This is a genomic window from Spirillospora sp. NBC_01491 (genome assembly GCF_036227065.1).
GTDB classification, from domain to species: domain Bacteria; phylum Actinomycetota; class Actinomycetes; order Streptosporangiales; family Streptosporangiaceae; genus Spirillospora; species Spirillospora xylanilytica.
In genome coordinates this window covers 2,270,428-2,288,707 of record NZ_CP109432.1, presented here as the reverse complement: position 1 = coordinate 2,288,707, position 18,280 = coordinate 2,270,428, and the positions used below count along the sequence as shown (strand labels likewise).

At 70.9% G+C, this 18,280-nt stretch carries 22 protein-coding genes; 10 read left to right on the top strand and 12 right to left on the bottom strand.

Translation table 11 applies throughout. The features are described from left to right. Window positions 1-248: 248 nt before the first annotated feature. Window positions 249-1,259, top strand: coding sequence for a uroporphyrinogen decarboxylase (gene hemE / locus OHA34_RS10825; RefSeq protein WP_443029649.1), 1,011 nt, complete (start codon window positions 249-251; stop codon window positions 1,257-1,259). Window positions 1,260-1,274: 15 nt separating this feature from the next. Here the strand turns inward: hemE and OHA34_RS10820 are convergent, their stop codons facing one another. Then, window positions 1,275-2,243 (bottom strand): DUF4349 domain-containing protein, encoded by a 969-nt coding sequence (locus tag OHA34_RS10820; RefSeq protein WP_285940978.1) that lies wholly within the window; start codon window positions 2,241-2,243, stop codon window positions 1,275-1,277. Between the two features lie 240 nt (window positions 2,244-2,483). On the opposite strand from OHA34_RS10820, the gene hemG reads away from it, so the two are divergent. The 4 genes from hemG to OHA34_RS10800 all read left to right on the top strand — a co-directional run bounded on the left by hemG (window position 2,484) and on the right by OHA34_RS10800 (window position 6,602). Further along, the gene (gene hemG, locus OHA34_RS10815) at window positions 2,484-3,992 is read left to right on the top strand and encodes a protoporphyrinogen oxidase (RefSeq protein WP_285940977.1); all 1,509 of its coding nucleotides are present in this window, start codon (window positions 2,484-2,486) and stop codon (window positions 3,990-3,992) included. Beyond that, window positions 3,895-4,596 carry a hydrogen peroxide-dependent heme synthase gene (hemQ, locus tag OHA34_RS10810; protein ID WP_285940976.1) on the top strand — a complete coding sequence of 234 codons (702 nt, stop codon included), beginning with the start codon at window positions 3,895-3,897 and terminating at the stop codon, window positions 4,594-4,596. Before hemG ends, hemQ begins: the two co-directional genes overlap by 98 nt. 110 nt (window positions 4,597-4,706) lie before the next feature. Then, a complete protein-coding gene (locus tag OHA34_RS10805) occupies window positions 4,707-5,306 on the top strand; it encodes a hypothetical protein (protein ID WP_329521526.1) in 600 nt (199 codons plus the stop codon). A 75-nt stretch (window positions 5,307-5,381) separates the two neighbouring features. Next, window positions 5,382-6,602, top strand: coding sequence for a metal-dependent hydrolase family protein (locus OHA34_RS10800; RefSeq protein ID WP_329521525.1), 1,221 nt, complete (start codon window positions 5,382-5,384; stop codon window positions 6,600-6,602). Here OHA34_RS10800 and msrB read toward each other — a convergent pair. Continuing rightward, window positions 6,574-6,975, bottom strand: coding sequence for a peptide-methionine (R)-S-oxide reductase MsrB (gene msrB, locus OHA34_RS10795; protein ID WP_329521524.1), 402 nt, complete (start codon window positions 6,973-6,975; stop codon window positions 6,574-6,576). The two genes, OHA34_RS10800 and msrB, sit on opposite strands and share 29 nt — an antisense overlap. A 147-nt stretch (window positions 6,976-7,122) precedes the next feature. On the opposite strand from msrB, the gene OHA34_RS10790 reads away from it, so the two are divergent. Next, window positions 7,123-8,127: a DNA polymerase domain-containing protein gene (locus OHA34_RS10790; RefSeq protein ID WP_432763063.1), complete on the top strand. Its 1,005-nt coding sequence runs from the start codon at window positions 7,123-7,125 to the stop codon at window positions 8,125-8,127. A gap of 169 nt (window positions 8,128-8,296) precedes the next feature. Here OHA34_RS10790 and OHA34_RS10785 read toward each other — a convergent pair whose 3' ends face one another. Further along, entirely contained in the window at window positions 8,297-8,944 is a 648-nt protein-coding gene (locus tag OHA34_RS10785) for a M15 family metallopeptidase (protein ID WP_329521523.1), read from the bottom strand. Between the two features lie 201 nt (window positions 8,945-9,145). Continuing rightward, entirely contained in the window at window positions 9,146-9,706 is a 561-nt protein-coding gene (locus tag OHA34_RS10780; RefSeq protein WP_329521522.1) for a TetR/AcrR family transcriptional regulator, read from the bottom strand. Window positions 9,707-9,928: 222 nt separating this feature from the next. Between OHA34_RS10780 and OHA34_RS10775 the strand changes: the two genes are divergently transcribed. Beyond that, window positions 9,929-11,338, top strand: a complete 1,410-nt coding sequence (locus OHA34_RS10775) for a DHA2 family efflux MFS transporter permease subunit (protein ID WP_329521521.1) — start codon at window positions 9,929-9,931, stop codon at window positions 11,336-11,338. Between the two features lie 78 nt (window positions 11,339-11,416). On the opposite strand, the gene OHA34_RS10770 is transcribed toward OHA34_RS10775, so the two are convergent. From OHA34_RS10770 to OHA34_RS10750, 5 genes are read right to left on the bottom strand one after another with little or no spacing between them, the layout of a single operon-like run. After that, a complete protein-coding gene (locus OHA34_RS10770; protein WP_329521520.1) occupies window positions 11,417-11,620 on the bottom strand; it encodes a DUF397 domain-containing protein in 204 nt (67 codons plus the stop codon). Beyond that, on the bottom strand, window positions 11,617-11,808 hold the full coding sequence (locus OHA34_RS10765; protein WP_329522392.1) for a DUF397 domain-containing protein: 192 nt from the start codon (window positions 11,806-11,808) through the stop codon (window positions 11,617-11,619). The genes OHA34_RS10770 and OHA34_RS10765 overlap by 4 nt, the downstream gene beginning before the upstream one ends. A gap of 5 nt (window positions 11,809-11,813) precedes the next feature. Beyond that, window positions 11,814-12,008 (bottom strand): DUF397 domain-containing protein, encoded by a 195-nt coding sequence (locus OHA34_RS10760; protein WP_329521519.1) that lies wholly within the window; start codon window positions 12,006-12,008, stop codon window positions 11,814-11,816. Further along, a complete protein-coding gene (locus OHA34_RS10755) occupies window positions 12,005-12,205 on the bottom strand; it encodes a DUF397 domain-containing protein (protein WP_329521518.1) in 201 nt (66 codons plus the stop codon). Before OHA34_RS10755 ends, OHA34_RS10760 begins: the two co-directional genes overlap by 4 nt. Next, window positions 12,202-13,017, bottom strand: coding sequence for a helix-turn-helix domain-containing protein (locus OHA34_RS10750; protein ID WP_329521517.1), 816 nt, complete (start codon window positions 13,015-13,017; stop codon window positions 12,202-12,204). Before OHA34_RS10750 ends, OHA34_RS10755 begins: the two co-directional genes overlap by 4 nt. A 99-nt stretch (window positions 13,018-13,116) precedes the next feature. Here OHA34_RS10750 and OHA34_RS10745 point away from each other — a divergent pair, with 99 nt between their 5' ends. Further along, window positions 13,117-13,545 carry an ATP-binding protein gene (locus OHA34_RS10745; RefSeq protein WP_329521516.1) on the top strand — a complete coding sequence of 143 codons (429 nt, stop codon included), beginning with the start codon at window positions 13,117-13,119 and terminating at the stop codon, window positions 13,543-13,545. Between the two features lie 99 nt (window positions 13,546-13,644). On the opposite strand, the gene OHA34_RS10740 is transcribed toward OHA34_RS10745, so the two are convergent. The 3 genes from OHA34_RS10740 to OHA34_RS10730 all read right to left on the bottom strand — a co-directional run bounded on the left by OHA34_RS10740 (window position 13,645) and on the right by OHA34_RS10730 (window position 16,034). Then, window positions 13,645-14,235, bottom strand: a complete 591-nt coding sequence (locus OHA34_RS10740; protein WP_329521515.1) for a hypothetical protein — start codon at window positions 14,233-14,235, stop codon at window positions 13,645-13,647. Window positions 14,236-14,344: 109 nt separating this feature from the next. After that, window positions 14,345-15,040, bottom strand: coding sequence for an HAD hydrolase-like protein (locus OHA34_RS10735; RefSeq protein ID WP_285940963.1), 696 nt, complete (start codon window positions 15,038-15,040; stop codon window positions 14,345-14,347). A gap of 196 nt (window positions 15,041-15,236) precedes the next feature. Then, complete coding sequence (locus OHA34_RS10730; RefSeq protein ID WP_285940962.1) at window positions 15,237-16,034, bottom strand: TetR/AcrR family transcriptional regulator; 798 nt, start codon at window positions 16,032-16,034, stop codon at window positions 15,237-15,239. A gap of 119 nt (window positions 16,035-16,153) precedes the next feature. Here OHA34_RS10730 and OHA34_RS10725 point away from each other — a divergent pair, with 119 nt between their 5' ends. After that, window positions 16,154-17,677 (top strand): FAD-dependent monooxygenase, encoded by a 1,524-nt coding sequence (locus OHA34_RS10725; protein ID WP_329521514.1) that lies wholly within the window; start codon window positions 16,154-16,156, stop codon window positions 17,675-17,677. 100 nt (window positions 17,678-17,777) lie between these two features. Beyond that, window positions 17,778-18,242 carry a nuclear transport factor 2 family protein gene (locus OHA34_RS10720; RefSeq protein ID WP_329521513.1) on the top strand — a complete coding sequence of 155 codons (465 nt, stop codon included), beginning with the start codon at window positions 17,778-17,780 and terminating at the stop codon, window positions 18,240-18,242. Window positions 18,243-18,280 lie beyond the last annotated feature (38 nt).

Sequence of the window (18,280 nt, the reverse complement as noted above, 5' to 3'; positions counted from 1 at the left end):
ATCACGTTCGCATGAGCCGGTGACAGAATGCGGGACTTCGCTCGGCGTGTCCGGAACTTCTACCCGGCCCGCGCGGCCCCTCCGTGGCTTCCTTCCGGCCGTTCCGATTTCCTCTCGCGTGCCGTTGTGCGCCCCCGTGCGCCCGCGTACCGGTGGCGTGGGACCATCGCAGGGTGGCTGTTGACGCTGTTGGTTCGCAAGGCCCCGGTCAGGGGCACCCCGCCCTGGGACTCCGGGAGAGCCCCTTCCTGCGGGCGTGCCGCCGCACCCCGGTGCCGCACACGCCCGTGTGGTTCATGCGGCAGGCGGGGCGTTCCCTGCCGGAGTACCTGAAGCTGCGCGAGGGCGTCCCGATGATGGAGGCGTGCGCCCGCGCGGACATGATCGTGGAGATCACGCTCCAGCCGGTGCGGCGTTACGCGGTGGACGCGGCGATCCTGTTCAGCGACATCGTGGTGCCGCTGAAGGCGATCGGCGTCGACCTCGACATCAAGCCCGGCGTGGGCCCGGTGATCGCCGACCCGATCCGCGACGCGTCCGGCCTGGACGTGCTGCGCCCGCTCACCCCGGACGACGTCCCGTACGTGGCCGAGGCGGCCGGGGAGCTGGTCCGCGAGCTCGGCGGCACCCCGCTCATCGGGTTCGCCGGGGCGCCGTTCACGCTGGCCGCGTACCTGATCGAGGGCGGCCCGTCCAAGAACCACGACCGCACCAAGGCCATGATGTACGGCGAGCCGGCGCTGTGGGCCGAGCTGATGGAGCGGCTGGCCGACATCACCATCGCGTTCCTGAAGGTGCAGATCGCGGCCGGGGCGAGCGCGGTCCAGCTCTTCGACTCGTGGGTGGGCGCGGTCTCCCCGGAGGACTACCGCGCCTCGGTGCTGCCCTACAGCCGGCGGATCTTCGCCGCGATCGAGTCGCTCGGCGTCCCGCGGATCCACTTCGGCGTCGGCACCGGCGAGCTGCTCGGCCTGATGGGCGAGGTCGGGGCCGACGTGGTCGGCGTCGACTGGCGGGTGCCGCTGGACGAGGCCGCGCGCCGCGTCGGGCCGGGCCGGGCGCTCCAGGGCAACCTGGACCCCGCGCTCCTGTTCGCGCCGTGGGACGTCCTGGAGCGGCGCGCCCGCGACGTCCTGGAGCGCGGCCGGGCCGCCGAGGGCCATGTCTTCAACCTGGGGCACGGCGTGCAGCCGTCAGTCGACCCGGACGTGCTGGCCCGCCTCACCGACCTCGTCCATGAGGCGAGCGCGCAGCACTGACCGGACTCCCGGGACCTACTGGGGCGGCGTCGGCCCCGTCGGCCTCGTCGGCGGCTTGGGCCCGCCGGACGCGTCCGGCTCGGCGACCCCCGGCTCGGACGGCTCCTGCTGAGCCGCCTCCTGCCCGGACGCCTCCTGCCCGGACGCCTTCGGCTCAGAGGTGGTCGGTTCCGAGGCCGCCGGCCGGGGCCGGGGTGATCCGGCGGGGACCCACTCCGTGGCCAGGGGCGGGAGGCGGTGGCGGAGGCGCCGCCACACGGGCCGTCCCAGCAGGCCGATCACCACGGCGATGACCAGGAACGGCAGCAGCCAGCCGAGCAGCACCAGCAGCCCGCCGACGAACGCGCTGAGGGCGTGCCAGCCCCCCTTGAGGCCGCTGACGAAGCCGTGCTCCTGCTTCTTCTTCGCCGGGGCCGCCGCCTTCTGCTCGGCCACCAGCTCGACCTTCACCGTGCCGTAGCTCGTGCTGTGCTGGAGCGCCTTCTGCTGGGACTGGAGCGACTCCAGGTCGGCCTCCCGGCTCGAGATCTCATCCTCCACCCGGATGATCTCGTTGAGGTCGCCGGTCTGGTCGAGGAGGGCGCGGAACGACTTCAGGGTGGCCTCCGCCGAACGCACCCGGCTGTCGACGTCGGCGACCTTCTCGGTCACGTCCTCCGCCTGCTGGCGCAGCGAGAGCTTGGTGCCGAGCTGCCGGGAGAGCTGGTCGAGCACGCCCGCGTACTGCTTCGCGGGCATCCTGAGGGTGAGGGCGGCGCCGGGCGGCGCGGTCGTGGTCGCCTCGGTCTCCACGAAGCCGCCCGCGGCCGTGGCCAGCCGCTTGGCCTGGGTCGCCGAGGCGTCCACGTTCCCGCTGCGGACGCGCAGGTCCGCGGTGAAGACGACCGCGCGGGCGAGGGCGGGCTCCTTCCCGCCCGACGGCTTCTTCGTGCCGCCACCGGTGCCCGCCGACGAGGAGGCCCGGGGGCGGGGGGCCTTGCCCATCGGTCCGGCGGCCGAGTCGGAACTCGTTCCACCGCCTGCACACCCGGCCATCAGAATGGCCAGTAACAGGACGATCAGTGCACATGTCGCTTGTCTGAGGGTCCGCATGGCCCTTGGACGGAGTGGTGCAGAACACGGTTCGTGGTGGTAGATCCCGATCCAGGCTCGAAGGGAGCACGCGCGGATCACGGCGCCGCCCCCCGGTGCGCGGCCACCCGGGGGGTCTGGGAAGGTGGAGCCATGACCACCTCGCATGTCGTTGTCGTCGGTGGCGGCATCGCGGGCCTGACCGCCGCACGGCTGCTCGCCCGTGGCGGCGTCCGGGTGACGGTGCTCGAAGGCGCCCCCCGCACCGGCGGCAAGCTGCGGGTCAGCGAGATCGCCGGGCTGCCGGTGGACGAGGGCGCCGAGTCGATGCTCGCCCGCCGCCCTGAGGGCCTGGAGCTGGTGCGCGACCTCGGCCGCTCGGACGAGCTGGTCAACCCGGGCACCACCTCGTCGGCGATCCTCAGCCACGGCGCGCTCCGCAAGCTGCCGGCCGGCCAGGTCATGGGCGTGCCGTCCGACCTGCGGGCGCTGGCCGGGTCCCAGGTGCTGTCCCCGGCCGGGCTCGCGCGCGTCCCGCTCGACCTGGTGCTGCCCGAGACGCCGCGCGGCGCCGACGTGTCGGTCGCCGACTACGTGGGCGCCCGGGTCGGCCGCGAGGCCGTCGACCGGCTGGTCGAGCCGCTGCTCGGCGGCGTCTACGCCGGACGGGTCGATCAGCTCTCGTTCGACGCCACGCTCCCGGGCGTCGCCGCCGCCGCGCGCACCCACCGTTCGCTGATCTCCGCCGTCCAGGGCATCCGGGACGCCGCGCCGAAGGACGCCGGGCCGGTGTTCGCCACGCTGCCCGGCGGGCTGGGCACGCTCGCCGGCCTGGTGTCCGACGACGTCGCCGCCGCCGGAGGCACCGTCCGTACCGGCGCGATGGTGCGGGAGCTGCGCCGCACCCCCACCGGCTGGCGGCTCACCGTCGGGCCGACGCGGGCCCCCGAGCGGGTCGACGCCGACGCCGTGGTGGTCGCCGTCCCCGCCGCGCCCGCCGCCCGGCTGCTGGCCGACGACGTCCCCGCCGCCGCCCGCGAGCTGGCCCGGATCGAGTACGCGAGCATGGCGATCATCACGCTCGTCTACCGGGCCACCGCGTTCCCGCGGCTGCCGCGCGGCAGCGGCTACCTGGTGCCCGCGGTCGAGGGACGGGACGTCAAGGCGGTCACGTTCAGCTCGGTCAAGTGGCCGCACCTGCGCGACCGCGACCCCGAGCTCATCGCCGTGCGGTGCTCCATCGGGCGGTTCGGCGAGGAGCACGCGCTCCAGCGCTCCGACGAGGAGCTGGTGGCCGCCGCGATGACCGAGCTGGCCGCCACCTGCGGCGTGTCCGAGCTGCCCGCCGAGACGCGGGTGACCCGGTGGGGCGGCGGCCTGCCGCAGTACAACGTCGGCCACGCCGACCGGGTGGGCCGGATCCGCGCGGCGGTCGCCGGCCAGCCGGGACTGGCCGTCGCGGGCGCGGCCTACGACGGGCTGGGCGTCCCGGCGTGCGTCGCGACCGCGCGCGGCGCGGCGTCCCGGATACTGGACCATCTGAAGAGCCGAGGAGAGTCGAGTCATGGCAGCGACGGAGAAGGACCGGCCGAAGGCGCGGGACCTCAACCAGGTGATCCGCTACACGATGTGGTCGGTCTTCCGGGTGACGAGCCCGGGTGACCTCGGCGCCGGGGCCGCCGCCGAGGTCCAGGACCTGCTCGACCAGGCGGCCGGCCGGGACGTGACCACCCGCGGCGTGTACGACGTGGCCGGCCTGCGCGCCGACGCCGACTACATGTTCTGGTGGCACGCGCCGACCGCCGACGACCTCCAGGACGTCTACGCGCGGTTCCGCCGCACGGCGGTCGGCCGGGCGAGCGAGCCGGTCTGGTCGCAGATGGCGCTGCACCGGCCCGCCGAGTTCAACAAGAGCCACATCCCGGCGTTCCTGGCCGACGAGCAGTCGCGGGACTACGTCTGCGTCTACCCGTTCGTGCGGTCCTACGACTGGTACCTGATCCCCGACGAGCAGCGCCGCGCGCTGCTCGCCGAGCACGGCAAGATGGCGCGCGAGTACCCGGACGTGCGGGCCAACACCGTGTCCTCGTTCGCCCTCGGCGACTACGAGTGGATGCTGGCGTTCGAGGCCGACGAGCTGTACCGCATCGTCGACCTCATGCGGCACCTGCGGGGCTCGGAGACGCGCCGGTACGTCCGTGAGGAGACGCCGTTCTACACCGGGCGCCGCAAGACCGTCGCCGACCTGGTCGCAGCTCTCCCGTGACCCCGGCCGCGGCGATGACCGGGATGAGGTGAGTCTCCGGGATCGCCCGTTGGACGCATGTTGTCCGATGGGGGCCGAACGTGCGGCAATGGGGCAGTAAGGTGCTGGCCGTGACTACCGCTCCCCCCAAGCCCCCGCGGGGCCGGCACGCCAAGCCGCCGTCCCGCCTCTCGGCCCGCTGGAACCGGTTGGTGAGCCCGTCGTCCGGGGAGTCCGGGCGACGGCGCCGGCTGATCGTCGCCGGCGGCGCCGCCTCGGCCGCGGTGCTCGCCGCTGCGGCGGTCGTGGGGTTCTCGGTCACCGGCTCGCGGGACGCCCCCCGCGCCGTCGCCGCCGCGCACACCGGCAAGGAGGCCGCGAGGCCGTCCGCCCTGGCCGGCTCGAAGGCGCCGGCGACCCGCGATCCCGACGAGGTGCCCGAGGCGGTCCCGTACTTCGAGACCCAGGACACCGGCAAGAAGGTCGTCAAGCACGTCACGGACGTGCGGCGCAGCGGCGACTTCGTCCGGATCTACACCGATCTCGGCGAGGGCGACGAGAACTCCGAGCCCGCCGTGTCGCTGTGCGAGTGGACCACCAAGCTGCTGGAGCAGGGCGGCGACGACGACCCCCGCGTCTTCGTGCACGGCAAGAGCAGCGACAACGGCAGCGTGGTGCTGGCCAACAAGCAGAGCGACAAGGACGACTGCGAGGTCGGCGAGACCCGCTGACCACCCGCCGCGCCCGGCCCGCCGGGTAACCTCGCTGTGCTGCGGACCGCACCACTTGCGAGGAGAGAGCGTCACATGCCCGAACCGACGTCCGGCCTGACCGTCGACAACGCCCTGGTCTTCGACGGCTGGTCGGCCGACCTGCGCGAGGCGTCCCTGTTCGTCCGGGACGGCGTCATCGCCGAGATCGGCGACCGCGTCACCCGCGGCGACCGCGTGATCGACGCCCGCGGCCGGGTCGTCACACCGGGCCTGATCGACGCGCACTTCCACGCGTACGCGATCTCGCTGCACAACCTGGAGTTCGACGCGGGCCCGCTCAGCTACCTCGCCCTCGCCGGGGCGCGGCGGCTCGGGCGGGCCCTGCGCCGCGGCTTCACCACCGTCCGGGACGTGGCGGGCGGCGACGCCGGGCTGGCCCGCGCGATCGAGACCGGCCTGATCGCCTCGCCCCGTTACCTGTACACCGGGCCCGCGCTCAGCCAGACCGGCGGGCACGGCGACGCCCGCCCCGCCGACCTCGACATCTGCCTGCACACCGCGCGGATGAACGAGGTGGTCGACGGGGTGGAGAACCTGCGCGTCGCGGTGCGCGAGCGGTTCCGCACCGGCGCGCACGCGATCAAGATCATGACGTCCGGCGGGGTGGTGTCGCCCACCGACCCGATCCGGCCCGCCCAGTACTCCGCCGAGGAGGTCGCCGCCGTCACCGGCGAGGCCGTCCGGCGCGGCAGCTACGTCGCCGCGCACGCCTACTCCCCGGAGGCCGTCCGGCACTCGGTGCTCAACGGCGTCCGGTCGATCGAGCACGGCAACCTGATCGACGAGGCCACCGCCGCGCTGATGGCCGAGCACGGCGCGTTCCTGGTGCCGACGCTGGTCGCCTACGACGCGATGAACCGGCGCGGCGACGAGGTCGGCCTCCCCGCCGCCGGCCGCGCCAAGAACCAGGAGGTACTGGACGCGGGCCAGACCGCCGTCCAGTACGCGCACGCCGCCGGCGTCCCCGTCGGATTCGGCAGCGACCTCATGGGCGACCTGGAGAACGACCAGCTCATCGGGCTGCGCCTCCAGGCCGAGGCCGCCGGGACGCTCGCCTGCCTGCGCTCGGCCACCTCCGTCAACGCCCGTCTGCTCGGCCGCGACGACCTGGGCCGCATCGAGGTCGGCGCCCGCGGCGACCTGCTGATCCTGGACGGGAACCCGCTGGACGACCCGTCCGCCCTCTGGGACGAGGGCAGGCCGCGCCAGGTCGTCCAGGCCGGCCTCACCCGGCCGGCTCCAGGCTCAGACTGACGCTGTTGATGCAGTAGCGCTGGTCGGTCGGCGTGTCGTACCCCTCACCCTCGAACACGTGCCCGAGGTGGGAGTCGCACGCCGCGCAGCGCACCTCGACGCGCGTCATGCCGAGCGAGCGGTCCTCGATCAGCACCACCTGCTCCGCATCGGCCGGCGCGTAGAACGACGGCCAGCCGCAGTGGCTCTCGAACTTGGTCTCCGAACGGAACAGCTCCGTCCCGCAGGCGCGGCACCGGTACACGCCGACGGTCTTGGTATCGGTGTACTCGCCGGTGAACGGCTTCTCGGTGCCCGCCTCGCGGAGCACGTGGAACTCCTCGGGGCTGAGCCGGGCCCGCCACTCGTCCTCGCTCTTGCGGATCTTCTCCATGCCTCCGAAACTACCTCGCGACCCCGGTTGTTCCGCTGGTCACCTCCAGTGACCGGGTCGCGCGGCGCTTCTGTCGGACCCCTGGGCTACCGTGCCCGTATGGCCTCGCCCTTCATTGAGATCCCGGTCGGGGATCGGCTCGTCAAAGTGACCAATCCCGACAAGGTCTACTTCCCCGAGCACGGCTACACCAAGCGGCAGCTCGTGGAGTACTACCTCGCCGTGGGGGAGGGCATCCTGCGCGCGACCCGCGACCGTCCGACCACCCTGGAGCGGTGGCCGTCCGGCGTCTTCGAGGGCGCCCGCCTCGCCACCCGCGACAACCCGCGCGGCGCCGACGCCTTCTACCAGAAGCGCATCGCCAAGGGCGCCCCCGACTGGGTGGAGTCGGCCCGCATCGACTTCCCCAGCGGCCGTTCCGCCGACGAGGTCGCGCCGTCCGAGACCGCGGTGATCGCCTGGGCCGCCAACCTCGGCACCCTCACCTTCCACCCCTGGCCGGTCCGCAAGGGCGACGTCGACCACCCCGACGAGCTGCGCATCGACCTCGACCCGCAGCCCGGCACCGACTTCGCCGACGCCGTCCGGGTCGCGCTCGGCCCGGCCCGCGACCTGCTAGGCGAGCTGGGCTACACCGGCTTCGTCAAGACGTCCGGCAAGGGCGGCGTGCACATCTACGTCCGCGTCGAGCCCCGCTGGACCTTCACCGACGTCCGCCGCGCCGCGCTGGCCTTCGGCCGCGAGCTCGAGCGCCGCGTCCCGGCCGAGGTCACCACCAAGTGGTGGAAGGAGGAGCGCGGCGAGCAGATCTTCGTCGACTTCAACCAGAACGCCCGCGACCGCACCATCGCCTCGGCCTACAGCGTCCGCCCCCTCCCGCACGCCCCGGTCTCCGCCCCCGTCACCTGGGACGAGCTGGCCGACGTCGCGCCCGAGGACTTCACCATCGTCACCATGCCCGCCCGCTTCGCCGAGGTGGGCGACCTGCATGCCGCCATCGACGACGCCGCGTTCTCGCTGGAGCCGCTGCTGGAGATGGCAGACCGCGACGAGAAGGACCACGGCCTCGGCGACGCCCCCTACCCGCCCAACTACCCGAAGATGCCCGGCGAGCCCAAGCGCGTCCAGCCCAGCAAGGACACCGACGCGTAGTCATTCAAGCCCGGCCCGGCGCCCTCGCCTAACGGCTCGGGCGCCGACCGTGCTTGGGCGAGCGCGACATCGCTTCGCGATCTGGCCGGTGGGGCTCGCCTTCGGCTTCGCCCCACCGGCCAGGTAACGCGCTCGCGCTACGGCTGGGGCACGTTGAGACAGGCCCTGGTCAGAGCCCGTCGCGGGGGCCGTAGAGCGCGGCGCCGGCCCCGGTGAGCAGGGCCCAGTACCGGTCGCCGAACGACCAGTGCCACCACTCCGTGGGGTAGTTGACCAACCCGGCGCCGGTCAGCGCCGCGCCCAGCACGTCCCGGTTGACCCGCGCCTCCGCACTGATCGTGTCCGCCGCGGTGTAACAGGCGCCGTCGCTCTCCTCGGGGCTCGCGTCGACCGGCGTGCCGAGGTCGAGCTCCTGCCCGTCGGGGCCTGCCAGCGTCAGATCCACCGCGGCCCCGGCGCTGTGCGGCGCGATCCCGGGCGGCGAGACGTACCGGCTGGCCGCCGCCATGACCCGCGCGTCCGGCCAATCGGGATGCTCGGCCCGCAGCAGGTCGGCGTACTCCTCGAAGTAGCGCCGCTGAAGCGCCGGCGGGCGGTATCCCTCGATGAACAGCAGCCGCCGGCCGCCGGGCAGCGCCGCCTGCGCCTTCACGAGCCGCTCCAGGACGCCTTCCCGCAGCAACGCGAAGGCCCCCGCGGGGTCCTCGGCGAGGGCGTCGACCGCCAGAGTCCCCCGCACGTCCACGAGCCGCTCCCCGCACTCCCGCACCGCCACCGCGGCGACCCGCGCGTCCGACATCAAGATGATCTCGTCCATGATCCAGATCATCCCAGCGCCCGCCGTCCTTCGTGAACGGGGGATCGTGCGCTGAGACCGTGACGGCGGGGGCAGCGGCATCGATGCCGCTGGGAGGCCGGGCATGTCCGCCCAGGTGCTGGGGTCGGCCGACGATGAGGCGGCCCGGGGCACCGGGTTACATCACCGTGGACGCGATGGCCGCCTCGATCCGTATCGAGGTCAACGCAGCAACCGGTCGACCAGCCCGTCGACGTAGTCCGGGGCGAGCGGGCTCGGGTCGAGGAAGACGCGTATGTACATCGGGGCCAGGATGTGGTCGAGCACACCGGCCGCGTCGGGCGGATTCTCGCCGCGTTCGGCGGCACGGTCGAGCATGGACTGGATTTGTCGGGTGCGTTCGGCGAGGAAGTCGTCACGTGCCTGCACGCCCTGTTGGCCCTTGCCGGACAGGGCGATGACCAGGCGCAGCACCGCCAGGCCGTGGGGTCCGGTGATCTCGCGGGACACGGTGGCCGCGTAGGCGCGCAGATCGCCGTCCAGGCTTCCGGTATCCGGCATCGGCGCCTGTGCGTTGAGGCGCGTGAGTACCACGTCCGTGAGCAGGGCTTCCAGGGTGCCCCACCGGCGGTAGACGCTGGTGTCGGCCACGCCCGCGCGGGCTGCGACCTCGCCGACGGTGAAGTTTCCGTAGCCGCGTTCGCTCACCAGTTCGGTGACGGCCTGGTGCACCGCCGCGCGGACGCGGGCGCTGCGCCCGCCGGGTCGCCGTCGCTCGTCCATGGCCCCACCTTAACGCAGTCCTCACTTGCGTTTGTCCGACGGTCGCTCTACAGTCCCCCTAATGCAGTCACCAACTGCTTTTGTAGCGTCTCGGGCCGCCTTCACCGCCGCCGAACTACGAACACATGGGAGGGACCAGCGTTGACCGCACACGAAAGCACCACGACGGCTGCATCGTCTGTGGCCGCGGGCATCCGGTCGAACCGGGCAGCGTTGCTCACCGTGGCCTGCCTGGGGCAGTTCATGGTGCTGCTCGACAACACGATCGTCGGCGCGGCTCTGCCCGACATGCAGCAGCGGCTGGACACCCAGTTGAGCGGTCTGCAATGGATCGTCGACGCCTACGTGCTGCTGGTCGCCATGCTGCTGCTGTCCGGCGGCGTCTTCGCCGACCGCTTCGGCCGCAAGCGGGTGTTCCTGGCCGGCGTCGCGGTGTTCACCCTCGCGTCCGTACTGTGCGCCGTCGCACCCTCGATCGGCTGGCTGATCACCGGACGGTTGGTCCAGGGCATCGGGGCCGCGGCGCTGAGCCCCGCCTCGCTGGCCCTGCTCGCCGCCGCGTATCCCGTTCCGCAGGAACGGGTCAAGGCGATCGGGCTGTGGGCCGGACTCAGCGGAATCGGCCTGGCCGCCGGACCGGTGGCCGGCGGCGTCCTGGTGGACGCCTTCGGCTGGCCCGCCATCTTCCTGGTCAACGTGCCCATCGGCGCGGTCCTGCTGCTGGCCGGTCTGCGCGTCCTGGGCGAGTCCCGCAACCCCAGCGCACCGGCGATCGACATTCCGGGGACGGTCCTGTCCGCCCTGGGTGTGGGGGCGCTGACCTACGGGCTGATCGAGGGCGGTTCCCGTGGCTGGACCTCGCCGCTGATCCTGGGCGCCTTCGCCGCCGCGGTGGTGATCCTCGCCCTCTTCGTCGTCGTCGAAGGACGTGGGGCGACGCCGATGCTGCCGCTGCGGCTGTTCCGGCAGCAGTTGTTCACGGTGTCCAACACGGCGATGGTCGTGGTGGGTTTCGCGCTCATGGGTTCGTCCTTCTTCTTCTCCCAATTCTTCGTGAACGTCCAGGGCAGTTCGATTCTGCGCGCCGGCCTACAGACCCTGCCCACCACCCTCGCCATGGTGGTCGTCAGCCCGTTCGCGAGCCGGCTCGCCGCCAGGTACGGCTTCCGGATCGTGGTCACCGTCGGCCTGGTCCTGGCCGGGGCGGGGCTGGTGGCGCTGGGCCAGGTGCATGCCGACACCGGCTACGGGAACGTGTGGTGGCGGCTGGCGATCGTCGGCGTCGGCTTCGCCTTGACGATGTCGCCGCTGACCGGCGCCACCATCCAGGCGGTCAGCCCGCAGGAGGGAGGCCTCGCCTCAGGCGTCAGCAGCACCACCCGGCAGATCGGTGCGGTGCTCGGTGTGGCGGTGCTCGGAGCCATCGTCCGGACCCGGGAATCCGGCGGCGCGTCCTTCGAGGCCGGCCTCAACAGCGCCTTCGTCGCGGCCGGCGCCGTCACCTTGGCCGGCGCCGTGTTCACCGGCCTGTGGCTGGTGAAGTCCAAGGCCGCCGAAGCCGCCGCACCGCACGAACAACCCGCCGACCTAGCTACGGCCACCACCGGGTTGGAGCTCAAGAACAGCCGTTGACACCGGGAACGATTTCGGCATGGATCGTTCCGGATGGCCCTCCCTCAAGGAACACCCTGACCCGGATAGACGTCCAGGTCAGGGTGTTCCGTGAGGCTGTTCCGGATGCTGCTTGAGGTCGGTGACGAGGGTGGCGAACTGGGTGGGGGTGAGGGTGAGATGCCCGCCCGTGGGGTCCTTCGAGTCCCTCAGGCCGATTCCCAGTGAGAGGCGGCCGAGTTCGACGCAGTGCTGGTCGTCGACGCCGCTGCTGTGGGTGCTCTTGCGCCACTGCACGCTCATGTGTACGGCTCCGGGTGTTGCTTGAGCTTGGTTATGAGGGTGGCGAATTCGGTAGGGGTGAGGCTGAGGTGTCCACCCTCCGGGTTTTTCGAGTCCCGCACGCCGACATGGGCTCCTGCTGCAAGGCGCCCCAGCTCCACGCACACGTCATCGTTGGCCGTGCCGCTATACGAGCTCTTGCGCCACATGCTGGTCATGGGTGTGTCTTCCAGCGCTGCTTGAGGTCGGTGACGAGGGTGGCGAACTGGGTGGGGGTGAGGGTGAGATGCCCGCCCGTGGGGTCCTTCGAGTCCCTCAGGCCGATTCCCGGTGAGAGGCGGCCGAGTTCGACGCAGTGCTGGTCGTCGACGCCGCCGCTGTGGGTGCTCTTGCGCCACTGCACGCTCATGCGTAGACCTCTGGGTGCTGTTTGAGGTCGGTGACGAGGGCGGCGAATTCGGTGGAGGTGAGGCTGAGGTGCCCCCCCGCCGGGTCCTTCGAGTCCCGCACGCCGACACCGGCTCCTGCTGCAAGGCGCCCCAGCTCCACGCACACGTCATCGTCGGCCGTGCCGCTGTACGAGCTCTTGCGCCACATGATGGTCATGGGTACGTCTCCAAGTACTTCTTGATCATCCCGCGCGAAGCATCCTGAGATTCGGCTTTTGCGCCTATCCGTTCGAATTTAGCAGCAAACTTCTTGATCTCGTCCGCCATTTCGATCAAGCGGCCACCTCCCTGGGCGCCCGCATAGGCGATGTCCTGATCGTCCAGGCCGAGGAGCTGGAAGAACCCCTCAGTTCCCGGGTGCTCTCCGGTCGAGAACGGAATGATCCGCAGGATGACGTACCAGCGTTCGGACAGCTCCAAGAGGTGCTGAAGCTGGGCCTTCATGACCTCTGAACCTCCCACTCGGCGCGCTAGAACGGCCTCGTCCAGCAGTGCCCAGAGGTATGGAGGGTCGTCGCGTTGCAGGATGGCCATCTTTCGAGCGATCCGTCCCGCCAGGACCGCCTCACGGTCCTTGGCCGTGCTGATTCTGCCGTACGCCCTGGTGTAGTCGTCGGTCTGCAAGAGCAGCGGGACAGCCTGCCCGTGGTAGATCTTGACCTCCGCTGCCTTCTTCTCATATTGGCTGTACTGCCGAAACCAGTTCGGGTCGTGCGACATACGTGCATACCAGAGGAGCATCTCGAAAAGCCCACCGGTCTCGAACTTGACGTCGAGTCGCCTGGCGTAGTCCACCTGGAGCTTGGCGCGCGCCGCTTCGATGTTTGAAACACTTGATCGCGCCATTCCGATGATCTTCCCCCATTGGGCCAGTGACAGTCCCTCCTTCTCTCGGGTGAACCGCAGGTAGTACGCGAGAAAATGCCACATTGAGATCTTGGGGTCGAGTGGATCGCGGACAATCACCATTGGTCCTCCATGTTTTGAGTCTCCGTTGATACATGTGACATTAGGGGAGGCCCGTGATCCTTGTCACAGGAATCGGGAGACCAAGGTGAGGGCGGGACGATGATGGTGACGGCGACGGGGAATCTGATCTTTCGCCTGCTGGGGACGCCGGCGGCCGTTGGGCTCGCGCGCAGCATCACGGACGCGCGACTGTGCAAATGGGACTGTCTTCACATTCTCGACGATGCACTTCTCGTCGTCTCGGAGCTCGTCACCAACGCGACACGGCAGACCCCGTACGAGGAGATCCGCTTCCAGGTCGTCCGCGACTCTCCAGGGATCGTCATCGCCGTCTGGGACTCCAGTCCCGACCTTCCCCAGCCCAAGCCGATCACCGAACTCACGCTCGAAGATCTGGATCTCTCCGAAGAGGCGTTCGATGACAATGGCGGCTGGGGGCTCCCCATTGTCCAGGCCCTCTCCAGCAAATGCGGCATCACTCGCGATCCCGGCGGCGGGAAATGGACCTGGGCCCGTTTGGTCGCCTGAATCCGCTTCTCTGCATCAACCTGTTCCTCACGACACCTGGTAGGGCCGGCCGCCCGGCGGAGGTCCCGTGTCCTGCGGGCGCGCTCCTCCCTCTGGGCGCTATCCCGCGGCGTCGCGCGGGCGCTGGACCTGTGTGATCGTCGCCGTTGCCGCCACGGATCGCTGCTCATGCATGGTGATGACGTCACCCGGTTCGAGGTGCCGCCAGCCGAGCGGGGTCAGTGGGAGCAGCCTGACCGGGCCATGTCCTCCTGGTGGGATCTCGGGCGCGGACTCGACCCAGATGAAGGCGATGTGCAGATCGGCGTGTCCCTCGGTGGTCGTCCGGCCGATGGACCACATCGGCCGAAGTCGTCCGTCGCCGGGGACCGGGAGGTGGCGGCCTCCCGCGTCCGGGGCGACCAGTTGAAGGTCGGCTCTGATCAGGCCATGCAGGGTTTCGGATCGTCGCCATTGGAACCAGGCCGCGTCGCTGCCAAGCCACATCTGCTGCGCCGCGGCGACCAGCAGGTCCCAGTACTGGATCGTCTGCCACCGAATGCCGCCGAAGTCTTCGAGGATGACCATCGCGACTTCCCATTCGCCGTGACGGAGGTACTCCCGCACGTCATCGGCGCTGAGGCCGGCCTCGCTCCGTGCGCTCACCGGAACGAGGTCAGCAGCACAGCGCAGCAGATCAGGCACGTCCATGGAGAGATTCTGGGGCTTCACCAGAGCATCGGCCAAGCGCCGCCCCGCTCCGCAGGCGTCGGTATGAGCGCCGGGTCACCGATGAGAGGGAGGCTGCGGCATCCCGAGATCAATCTGTCCGGAGGATCGCTTTGACGAGCGTGGCGGTGTCGGACAGGTCGGGCAGGACGAGGTCGGCTCCGGCGGCGCGGAGGGTGTCCTCGTCGCTGAAGCCGGTGGCGACCGCGATCACGCGGGCGCCGCCCTGGCGGCCCGCCGCGACGTCGTGCGGGGTGTCGCCGACCAGGACGGTGGTCGCGGCGTCGAAGGGGTGGGCGTATTTGCGGTGGGCGCGCCGCTGGGCCAGGCGGACGAGGGGCGGACGGTCGATGTGGTCGGTGCCGTAGGCGCCGACCTCGAAGTCGACGAGGTGGTCCAGCCCGAACGCGGCCAGCTTGTGGACCGCGACGGTGCGCACGTTCCCGGTGAGCACCGACTGGACGGCCTCGTCCCGGACGGCGAGGGCGTCCAGCGCCGCATGTGCCCCCGGGAGTGCGTGGCCGTGGGCGTCGATCTCGTGCCGGCGGGCGGTGAACGCGCTCGCCAGGGCGGTGGTGAGGGACTCGACGAGGGGGTCGGTGGGCGTGATGCCGTGCAGGAGCAGGGTCTCGCTGGAGATGGCGCGTTCGGTGCGTCCGGCCATGGGCGCGAGCTGTTCGAGGGGGCGGCCGGTGACCTGAAGGAACGCCTCCGCGTACATCACGCGGCTGAACCCGGTGACCTTGATCAGCGTGTGGTCGATGTCCCAGAGCACCAGAGTTCGCACGTGGCGATGGTACGGGCCGGGAACGACCAGGAGCATCAGGTCCTCTTCTCGATGCGGCTGCCCCGATCACCGAGTTGTCGGGGGCAGGCGCTGGGGCCGGTGGTGGAACCGCGGACCCTGCTCGACGACGAAGACTCCGGCGAGAACGCCGACCGCGACCTCGTCCGCGTCTGCTCACTCCCGCTCCATGAGGCGGTCATGGACGCCTTCGCGGCGGCCGGCTGGACCTCTGAGGAACGTCACCCGGGGGAAGGGAGCCTTGATGCGGTGGATGGAGGGTGGTGATGCCGGTAAGGACGAGGGCGATTCCGGTGAGGAATTGTTCGCGGTCGTCGTGCTCGCGCATCTGGTCTGCGACGGCCCGGATGAACGGGTAATCGTCGGGGTCGAGATCCTGCCATGCCCTGGACGCGGTGTCGAGGAACTCGGCACGGTCCGCCTCGGAGCCGGGGGCCCTGTCGTCGCCGGTGTTCTGGGAGGTCTGGGTGGTGGCGCCGAGGATGTAGTGGACCAGCGTCGAGGTCGTGGTGAACCAGTCGCCTTGTGGTACGCCCAGCGTGCGGACGGGCCGGCCGATGCTCTCGAAGATCCGCAATGTCACCGGTCCCCAGGGGTTGCGGGTGAGCTGCACCGCGAGCTGGGCGGCGAGCCATGGGTGTTCGGTGACCGCGTCGAACAGGCCGAGTGCGACGGCGCGGATCTCGTCCTGGGGCGTGCCTGCGGCCCCGCCGGCGTCGGTGGTCTCCGCGGGCTGGGTGGGTCGCGTGTGCAGGGCGGTGGCGATGACGGTGTCGGTCGCGGCCTCCAGCAGCTCGTCCATGGTGCCGATGTGCCAGTAGATCGCGCCGGATCCGGTGGCCAGGCGGCCGGTCAGCGCCCGGACCGTCAGGGCGCCCTCGCCTTCCGCGTCCAGCAGCTCGACAGCGGTCTCGACGATGCGCTCCAGGGTGAGCACCTGCCTGCGTCGCTGTGATTGACGTGTCCGTATGGCCATGCCCGACAGTCTGACACGTCTGGAGCACTGGGCCACTATGGAGTAGCGTTCCATCTTGGGGCGGTGCTCCATAAGTGCCCGGGATCTCGCCGGGCGATCCTGATCGAAGGAGGCTCAACGTGTACGACGTGGTGATCGTGGGTGCCGGTCCGGTGGGCCTGTTCCTTGCCGGTGAGCTCGCGCTGGCGGACTGCTCGGTCCTGGTGCTGGAGCGGGACCGGGAGCGGACCTCGCCGTGGAAGGCGCTCCCGCTGGGGATGCGGGGCCTGAACGCCGGATCGGTCGAGACGTTCTACCGCCGCGGGATGCTGGAAGAGCTGCTGACTGCCTCAAGCGCCGACGGGGAGCTGATCGGCGCGGACCCCGACGCGCACGAGCCGCCGGCTCCTCGTGACGTGAGCCACTTCGCGGGCATGCGGCTCGACCCGGCCGACATCGATGCCACCGCCCTTCCGTTCCGGCTTCCCGGCCCGGCGATGGAGGGCATCATGACCAGCCTTGAGGCGGTCGGGACGGTACTGACCGAGTGGGCGGCCGGGCTCGGTGTGCAGATCCTGCGGGGCGCTGCCGTCGAGGCCGTGACCCAGGACGGCGACACCGTCGTCACACGAGCCGGCGGGCGCGATCACCAGGCGCGCTGGCTGGTGGGATGCGACGGCGGACGCAGCACGGTGCGCGAACTGGCGGGCTTTGACTTTGTCGGCACCGAACCGCTGTTCACCGGCTACACCGCCAGCGTCGCCTTCGCCGATCCGCGGAAGCTGGCCATGGGCTTCCACCTGACGCCGGCCGGCATGTACCTGCGGACGCCCTTCGAAGGGCACCTGGGCATGATGGACTTCGACGGCGGCGCCTTCGACCGCTCGCAGCCGCTGACGCGCGAGCACCTCCAGACGGTCCTGCGCCGGGTCTCCGGCACCGACACGGCACTCACCGGGGTCCATCTCGCCTCCAGCTTCACCGACCGCGCGATGCAGGTCACGGCCTACCGGAACGGCCGCATCCTGCTCGCCGGCGACGCCGCCCACATCCACTCCCCGCTCGGCGGCCAGGGCCTCAACCTCGGCATCGGCGACTCCATGAACCTCGGCTGGAAGCTCGCCGCCACCATCCACGGCACCGCGCCGGACGGCCTGCTCGACACCTACACCGCCGAACGCCACCCCATCGGCGCGGCGATCCTCGACTGGTCGCGCGCCCAGGTCGCGACCATGAATCCCGGCCCCAACGCCCCGGCCCTGCGACGGCTGGTGCACGACCTGCTCAGCACCCGTGAGGGGACCACCCACGTGTTCCGCAGCACCTCGGGACTGTCCCACCGCTACGACCTGGGCAGCGACCAGCCACTCGTCGGCCGGACCGCCCCGGACTTCCGTCTCGCCGACGGCACCCGCCTCGGCGACCTGCTGCGCGAAGGACACGGCGTCGCACTCGACTTCACCACCGACCAGCGCCTGCACGACGCGGCGATGATCTGGAAGGGCCCGATCCGCTACGCGGCCGGACCGGTGAGCAACGACCTCGGATTCGGCGCGCTGCTGATCCGGCCCGACGGCGTCGTCGCCTGGACCGACGACCACGACCCCGATCACGAGGCGTTCCGGCGCGCCGCGACCCGCTGGTTCGGCGGCCCGACAGCCTGACAGGACGCCGCGAAGCCGACCGGCGCGCGGCGGGCGAACCAGCCCCGAGTTCCCCGGATCCACACCGATTCCGGGGCACCTTCGAAAAGAGGGAACTTCTATGCCGAGTGAAAGCCCGACCCAGCCCGAGCTGAACAAGGAAGTGGTCTGCCGCTTCTACGAAGCCGTTCTCCGGGTACCCGGCGGCCCGGACTTCGCAACGATCAAAGAGCTGACCGACGAGCAGGAAGTCGAGCTCAACTGGGGCCACCCCGACAGCGGCGTTCACAGGGGAGCCGCCATCGGGCCCGCGCGGCATCGGATGCACGAGCTGACCGGGTTGGACATCCCGGCCATCAGCGTTGACGAGCTCATTGCCGACGGTCCCACGCGCGTGGTGGTGGTGGCCACGAACAGTGGCACTGATATCCACGGCGCCCCGTGGCGGATGACCGTTCTCGAGCTGGTCGACGTGGCGAACGGCAAGATCACCAAGAAGCGTTCGTTCTACCAGGACACTGCGCTTCTCCGGGATATCTCACTCGAACGCGAGGCGGCACTGGCGCAGAAGGCCGGAGAAACCTGAGCGCCGACGCGACACGCTGGAGGCGGCGTTCATGGACG

Excerpts from the sequence above, each read along its gene's own strand:
- OHA34_RS10820 (WP_285940978.1), bottom strand. The coding sequence starts at position 2,243 with ATGGGCAAGGCCCCCCGCCCCCGGGCCTCCTCGTCGGCGGGCACCGGT.
- hemG (WP_285940977.1), top strand. The coding sequence starts at position 2,484 with ATGACCACCTCGCATGTCGTTGTCGTCGGTGGCGGCATCGCGGGCCTG.
- hemQ (WP_285940976.1), top strand. The coding sequence starts at position 3,895 with ATGGCAGCGACGGAGAAGGACCGGCCGAAGGCGCGGGACCTCAACCAG.
- OHA34_RS10800 (WP_329521525.1), top strand. The coding sequence starts at position 5,382 with ATGCCCGAACCGACGTCCGGCCTGACCGTCGACAACGCCCTGGTCTTC.
- msrB (WP_329521524.1), bottom strand. The coding sequence starts at position 6,975 with ATGGAGAAGATCCGCAAGAGCGAGGACGAGTGGCGGGCCCGGCTCAGC.
- OHA34_RS10785 (WP_329521523.1), bottom strand. The coding sequence starts at position 8,944 with ATGGACGAGATCATCTTGATGTCGGACGCGCGGGTCGCCGCGGTGGCG.
- OHA34_RS10780 (WP_329521522.1), bottom strand. The coding sequence starts at position 9,706 with ATGGACGAGCGACGGCGACCCGGCGGGCGCAGCGCCCGCGTCCGCGCG.
- OHA34_RS10770 (WP_329521520.1), bottom strand. The coding sequence starts at position 11,620 with ATGAGCGTGCAGTGGCGCAAGAGCACCCACAGCAGCGGCGTCGACGAC.
- OHA34_RS10765 (WP_329522392.1), bottom strand. The coding sequence starts at position 11,808 with ATGTGGCGCAAGAGCTCGTATAGCGGCACGGCCAACGATGACGTGTGC.
- OHA34_RS10760 (WP_329521519.1), bottom strand. The coding sequence starts at position 12,008 with ATGAGCGTGCAGTGGCGCAAGAGCACCCACAGCGGCGGCGTCGACGAC.
- OHA34_RS10755 (WP_329521518.1), bottom strand. The coding sequence starts at position 12,205 with ATGACCATCATGTGGCGCAAGAGCTCGTACAGCGGCACGGCCGACGAT.
- OHA34_RS10750 (WP_329521517.1), bottom strand. The coding sequence starts at position 13,017 with ATGGTGATTGTCCGCGATCCACTCGACCCCAAGATCTCAATGTGGCAT.
- OHA34_RS10745 (WP_329521516.1), top strand. The coding sequence starts at position 13,117 with ATGATGGTGACGGCGACGGGGAATCTGATCTTTCGCCTGCTGGGGACG.
- OHA34_RS10740 (WP_329521515.1), bottom strand. The coding sequence starts at position 14,235 with ATGGACGTGCCTGATCTGCTGCGCTGTGCTGCTGACCTCGTTCCGGTG.
- OHA34_RS10730 (WP_285940962.1), bottom strand. The coding sequence starts at position 16,034 with ATGGCCATACGGACACGTCAATCACAGCGACGCAGGCAGGTGCTCACC.
- OHA34_RS10720 (WP_329521513.1), top strand. The coding sequence starts at position 17,778 with ATGCCGAGTGAAAGCCCGACCCAGCCCGAGCTGAACAAGGAAGTGGTC.